Annotated in this window: 7 protein-coding genes and 1 pseudogene; all 8 read left to right on the forward strand. The window is 49.8% G+C overall.

Annotation, left to right across the window (positions count from 1 at the left end):
* The first annotated feature begins 131 nt into the window (after positions 1-131).
* Positions 132-557 (forward strand): hypothetical protein, encoded by a 426-nt coding sequence (locus AC3DOM_RS15655; RefSeq protein WP_487919977.1) that lies wholly within the window; start codon positions 132-134, stop codon positions 555-557.
* A gap of 281 nt (positions 558-838) precedes the next feature.
* Positions 839-1,285 carry a PCYCGC motif-containing (lipo)protein gene (locus AC3DOM_RS15660; protein WP_487919978.1) on the forward strand — a complete coding sequence of 149 codons (447 nt, stop codon included), beginning with the start codon at positions 839-841 and terminating at the stop codon, positions 1,283-1,285.
* 18 nt (positions 1,286-1,303) lie between these two features.
* Positions 1,304-1,777 carry a cupredoxin domain-containing protein gene (locus AC3DOM_RS15665; protein WP_487919979.1) on the forward strand — a complete coding sequence of 158 codons (474 nt, stop codon included), beginning with the start codon at positions 1,304-1,306 and terminating at the stop codon, positions 1,775-1,777.
* Complete coding sequence (locus AC3DOM_RS15670; protein WP_487919980.1) at positions 1,774-3,153, forward strand: 4Fe-4S binding protein; 1,380 nt, start codon at positions 1,774-1,776, stop codon at positions 3,151-3,153. Before AC3DOM_RS15665 ends, AC3DOM_RS15670 begins: the two co-directional genes overlap by 4 nt.
* Complete coding sequence (locus tag AC3DOM_RS15675; RefSeq protein WP_487919981.1) at positions 3,150-4,133, forward strand: c-type cytochrome; 984 nt, start codon at positions 3,150-3,152, stop codon at positions 4,131-4,133. The genes AC3DOM_RS15670 and AC3DOM_RS15675 overlap by 4 nt, the downstream gene beginning before the upstream one ends.
* Positions 4,134-4,433, forward strand: a complete 300-nt coding sequence (locus AC3DOM_RS15680; RefSeq protein WP_487919982.1) for a hypothetical protein — start codon at positions 4,134-4,136, stop codon at positions 4,431-4,433.
* A 24-nt stretch (positions 4,434-4,457) separates the two neighbouring features.
* Positions 4,458-4,616: a hypothetical protein gene (locus AC3DOM_RS15685; RefSeq protein ID WP_487919983.1), complete on the forward strand. Its 159-nt coding sequence runs from the start codon at positions 4,458-4,460 to the stop codon at positions 4,614-4,616.
* Position 4,617: 1 nt separating this feature from the next.
* Positions 4,618-4,890: pseudogene (locus AC3DOM_RS15690) on the forward strand (hypothetical protein); the annotation flags it as partial.

Consider the following 4,890-nt stretch of genomic DNA (forward strand, 5'->3'; position numbering starts at 1 on the left):
ACTATCGTAAATAGACAATACGGGTAAATTATGTAAACATTACAATTTGAGCTTCAAAATACAAATAAAAATTATATATAGAGTAATTTACCAAATAATTCCCTCGGGAAATAAAATTAAAGGAGAAAGAAATGAATAAGAAAACTGGATTCACCCTATTAACAACCACCGCACTTATTGCTTTGTCATTGATATTATCTGCCTGCGGCCCTAAAGAGCCTGTCACCGTTGAAGTGACACTTACTGAATTTGGAATCGAATCGTCCGTGTCTGAATTCAAATCAGGTACCCCGTATCACTTTGTAATTACCAACGAGGGCGCAATCAACCATGAATTTATGATTATGGAACCTACCGCGGAAGGCATGATGATGTCTATGGAAGAGATGGATGAGATGGCTTTGGCATTTGTCGAAGAGGATGAATTGACCCCAGGTGCATCGCAAACGCTTGATTACACCTTTACTGAACCTGCTAGCGCTGGAAGCCTGGAGATTGCCTGCCATACCTCAGGTCATTACGAAGCAGGGATGAAATTCCCAATTACCGTAGAATAAAGTTTAGACAACCATATCTTCAAGACGACACATCCCCTTTCTGCAAAGGAAGGGGATGTGTTTGTTTAATTTGGTGGCCTGTCAACAATCAAATCACTCGCTACTGGACGCTTTTTTGATTTCGAGGATGGCTTGACATGTCATTTGTCAATAAATAAATGAGTATTGTCAGTTGTAGCATAGGCATAATTGCTTACTCAGGAACAAGTTGAATTGCGCTGTTGGGCACCAGTCTACCTACCTATAATTGCATTGACTAAATAATATTATCGGAGATTTAAATGAACGTATCCACCCGTACCCTGATTTATCCTTTGCTGATTCTGAGTTTGATCTTTTCGGGTCTTCTCTCAGCCTGTTCGACAACGGAAGCTGCTCATTCATTTCCGATGGCTTCCATGAATGAGATGCCCGCCGAGGTGCAATCTGCTCCGGTTACGGTTCAACAGGCTTATCAATTTGCGGTTGCCAATCCAGATGTACTGACCAAGCTTCCCTGCTATTGTGGATGCGGTGATGTGGGACACACCTCCAATTATTCCTGCTATGTGGCCGAAGAAGAATCTGACGGTGACCTTCAATTTGACAATCATGCATTGGGGTGCTCGATCTGCGTGGATATCACCCAGGATGCCATGCGGATGCTTGAAGATGGCAAAACCGTGTCTGAGATCAGAGTTTATGTAGACCAGACATATGCCAAGTTTGGTCCGTCAAATATGCAGTAAGGCAGAGAGTAGAGAATATTGAAACATCCAGCAGTTTCCTGGTTGATTTTAGGCGCAGCCGTGCTTTTGGTGGTTTTTGTGCCAATCTTGCATAAGCCTGAGATATTGAATAAGGAACGTTCTTTCCGGGTGGAAGCCGGTGACTTCGCCTATACCCCTGCGGTACTGAAGGTCAATCCTGGCGATCGGGTGACGATTGAGCTGATCTCTACGGATGTCGTGCATGGCCTATATGTGGATGGCTACGACCTCAGCGTGACAGCCGATCCTGGTCAACCTGCCACCTTGACTTTTGTGGCCGATCAATCCGGTGTATTTCGTTTGCGCTGCTCGGTGGCTTGCGGAGCTTTACATCCTTTTATGCTTGGCAAACTACAGGTTGGCAGAAATATGCTTATCTGGCAAGGCATTGGCATGACTTTTCTGGCACTGATTGGCACCCTTTTAATTCGCAAGCCTTTCCCAGTCCCTGAAAAACAAACATCATCATGAATCTCCTCAATTTCCCCTTCGTCAAACAAACGCTCAAAAACCGCTGGCCGCAGTTCACAATTATGGTCATTGCTCTGGCAGGCTTTCTTTTGGCAATTCTGTCTGGCTTGTTTGGGACGCCTGTCGGCAGCCGCAACTTTGGGATCGTCTTTGTCTGGATCGCCTGGTGGGCTATCCTGATGTTGGTCGCCGTTCCTTTCTTGGGGAGAGGCTGGTGCAGTATCTGTCCCATCCCGGCGTCAGGGGAATGGCTTCAGCGCGGTGCCATGCTGGGTCCCCGAGGGCAGGCCAAGGGCGTTGCCCTGAGCGCATCGAAGGGTTTCGGGCGACGCTGGCCAAAGCGTTTCCGCAATATCTGGTTGCAAAACGGCAGCTTTCTGCTGGTGGCGCTTTTCAGCACTGTCATTCTGACCCAGCCCAGGGTTACCGCCATTGTGCTGGCAGCCTTTCTCTTCGTAGCCATCGGCGCAAGTTTAATATTTGAACGGCGGGCTTTTTGTCGTTATCTCTGCCCTGTTGGGGGTTTTATCGGTTTGTATTCTCAGCTTGCCCCGCTCGAATTGCGAGTAGTGGACACCGCTGTGTGTGCCGCTCATACCGAGAAGACCTGCTACACCGGCAGCGCTGAAGGTTATGGCTGCCCCTGGGACGTCTTTCCGCCTGGCATGGTCAAGAACACGTATTGTGGCACTTGCATGGAATGCCTGCGCACCTGCCCGCACGATAATATCGCTCTGAACATCCGCCCGCTTGGTGCTGATCTGGATGAGGCTCGCAATCGCAAATTGGACGAAGCTTTCAAGGCATTTATTATGCTGGGAGCAGCAGCGGTTTATTCTGGAGTTTTGTTGGGCCCCTGGGGGACGCTCAAGCTGGCCGCATATTCGGTCGGGACCCTACCCTGGATGACCTATGTCGCTTCCTTCCTGACCCTGATCTTGCTAGCGCTCCCCGGCCTCTTCTGGCTGATGGTTTGGATCGGTAAACGCCTGTCTGGATCAGGATTGCCGATGCGCAAGTTATTCATCTCTCAATCCTATGCCCTCATCCCGCTGGGACTGACCGCCTGGATCGCCTTCAGCCTCTCCTTTGTCTTTGCCAACTTCTCCTATGTTCTGGTGGCGCTTTCTGACCCCTTCGGCTGGGGCTGGAATCTACTCGGCACAGCAGGTATCGCGTGGGTTCCCTGGCTGACCGGTCTAACACCCTTCCTGCAGGTGGGCGTATTGCTGGGCGGTTTCATTTGGGCAGCGCTGACTTCGCGAAAGATCGCCTCAGAAAAATCAGCCTTAGGCCAGGCTAGCCGCCTGGCAATGCCTGTGATCGGTTTTTGTCTGGCATTTACCTTGACCATGATGGGATTATTGGTCGCATGAATGAGAAGTTGGCACTCGTTTTCGTCATCGTGGTGCTGGTTGGTGGTGGTATCGCTATTGGGTTTGGATGGTGGCAGGGACAGTCGAATATCGTTACTCTGCACGCGCGGATGCCAGAAACTGGCGGGTGGATTCCAGACAATCTGACAGTTGCGGCTAATCAGCCCCTGGATTTGCGCCTGACCTCGGATGATGTGCAGCATGGCTTTGCCATTGGGCAGAGCGATCAACCTGCCGTGGATATCAATCCAGGCGTCGTAACTGAACTCACCCTGAAATTCGATCAGCCCGGCACTTACACCTATTACTGTACTCGGTGGTGCGGCGTCAATCATTGGCGGATGCGCGGCACGATCACGGTGACTGGAGAAAGTGCAGAACAGGTTGTTACGCCCCCACTTTTTGTGCAAATCGGTCTTGATATTGATGCTCCTCACGAAGCAGAATTCATCCCTTCCAGCAAGCCCTCTGCCCAAAATGGTGAAAATTTAAGGTTTGAGTTATCCGCCTACCAGACTTCTGAGTATTATCGATCCCACAGTCCCGAACAAGCTTGGGTGGATCTGCGTAAGGATTTGACGCTAGCCGCCTACTCCGATCAGCAGCTCTGGGATGCGGTCGCTTTTATCTGGCAGACCAATACTTCTGAGGATGCGCTTAGCGAAGCCGAGGAACTTTATGCCCAAAACTGCGCCGCCTGCCACGGTGTGTCGGGTGCGGGAGATGGTGTCTTTAGCGATCAGCAAGTTCCGGTCATGGGCGAAGCGGATGAAGCATTCTCGGGACACGAAATTGTTCTCCCGACAGATTTTACAGATCCCCATCATATATTATCCGCCAGTCCAGCAGCATTGCAGGGCAAACTTATCAGAGGCGGGATGGGCACGGGCATGCCCATGTGGGGTGTCATATTCACGGAGGAACAGACCTGGTCATTGGTCAGTTATCTCTACAGTTTTCAATTTAAGGAGGTTCACTAAATGAGCAAGAAATACAGAAATAAGAATATAAGAAAGCAAAAGCAAGCCAGGCATCGATTGATCTGGTTGGTTAGCGGTGGGGCATTATTGATCGCTACCGCCCTGTTTTTCGCTTTTGGTGGCTCTGGCGAAGACAGCGATAGCGGGACTCCCGCATTGGCTGTTGACCAGGAAGTCATTGAGTATGGTGATGTCAAATTCAACACCAACCTGACCTTTGAGATCAAAGTCACCAACACCGGTGATGGCAAGCTTAGATTCAAGGAAGAGCCCTATGTAGAAGTTCGGGAGGGCTGTTGACCGCCTAGCCTAACCATCGGTTCGATGGTTCTCAAACCTGGCGAAAGCACAACCATTAAATCTACCGTATTCATGATGCACGAAGGCATGGATGGTCCACATGATTTTGCTGTCCACCTGAAGACAAATGATCCAGCACAGTCCGACAAGATCGTGACTGTGCTCTCAAACTGGATACCTTAGCATGAATAAGAGCGCTCCGGCGGCAACGTCCGCCTGGTTGGCAAGAAATTGGTTTCTCATATTTGCTCTCGTGTATGGCCTGTGGGTCTGGGCACCCTTCCTGTCTCCGCTCTTAATGAGGCTTGGCTGGGATGGGCCGGCAAATGCGATCTATTTTGTATATTCCTTTTTCTGCCATCAGCTTCCGGAGCGCTCTTACTTCCTATTTGGTCAAAAATCAAGTTACTCACTACCTGAAATCCAGGCAGTCTGGGTGGATACGATCAATCCTTTA

The organism is Candidatus Desulfolinea nitratireducens (assembly GCF_982879505.1).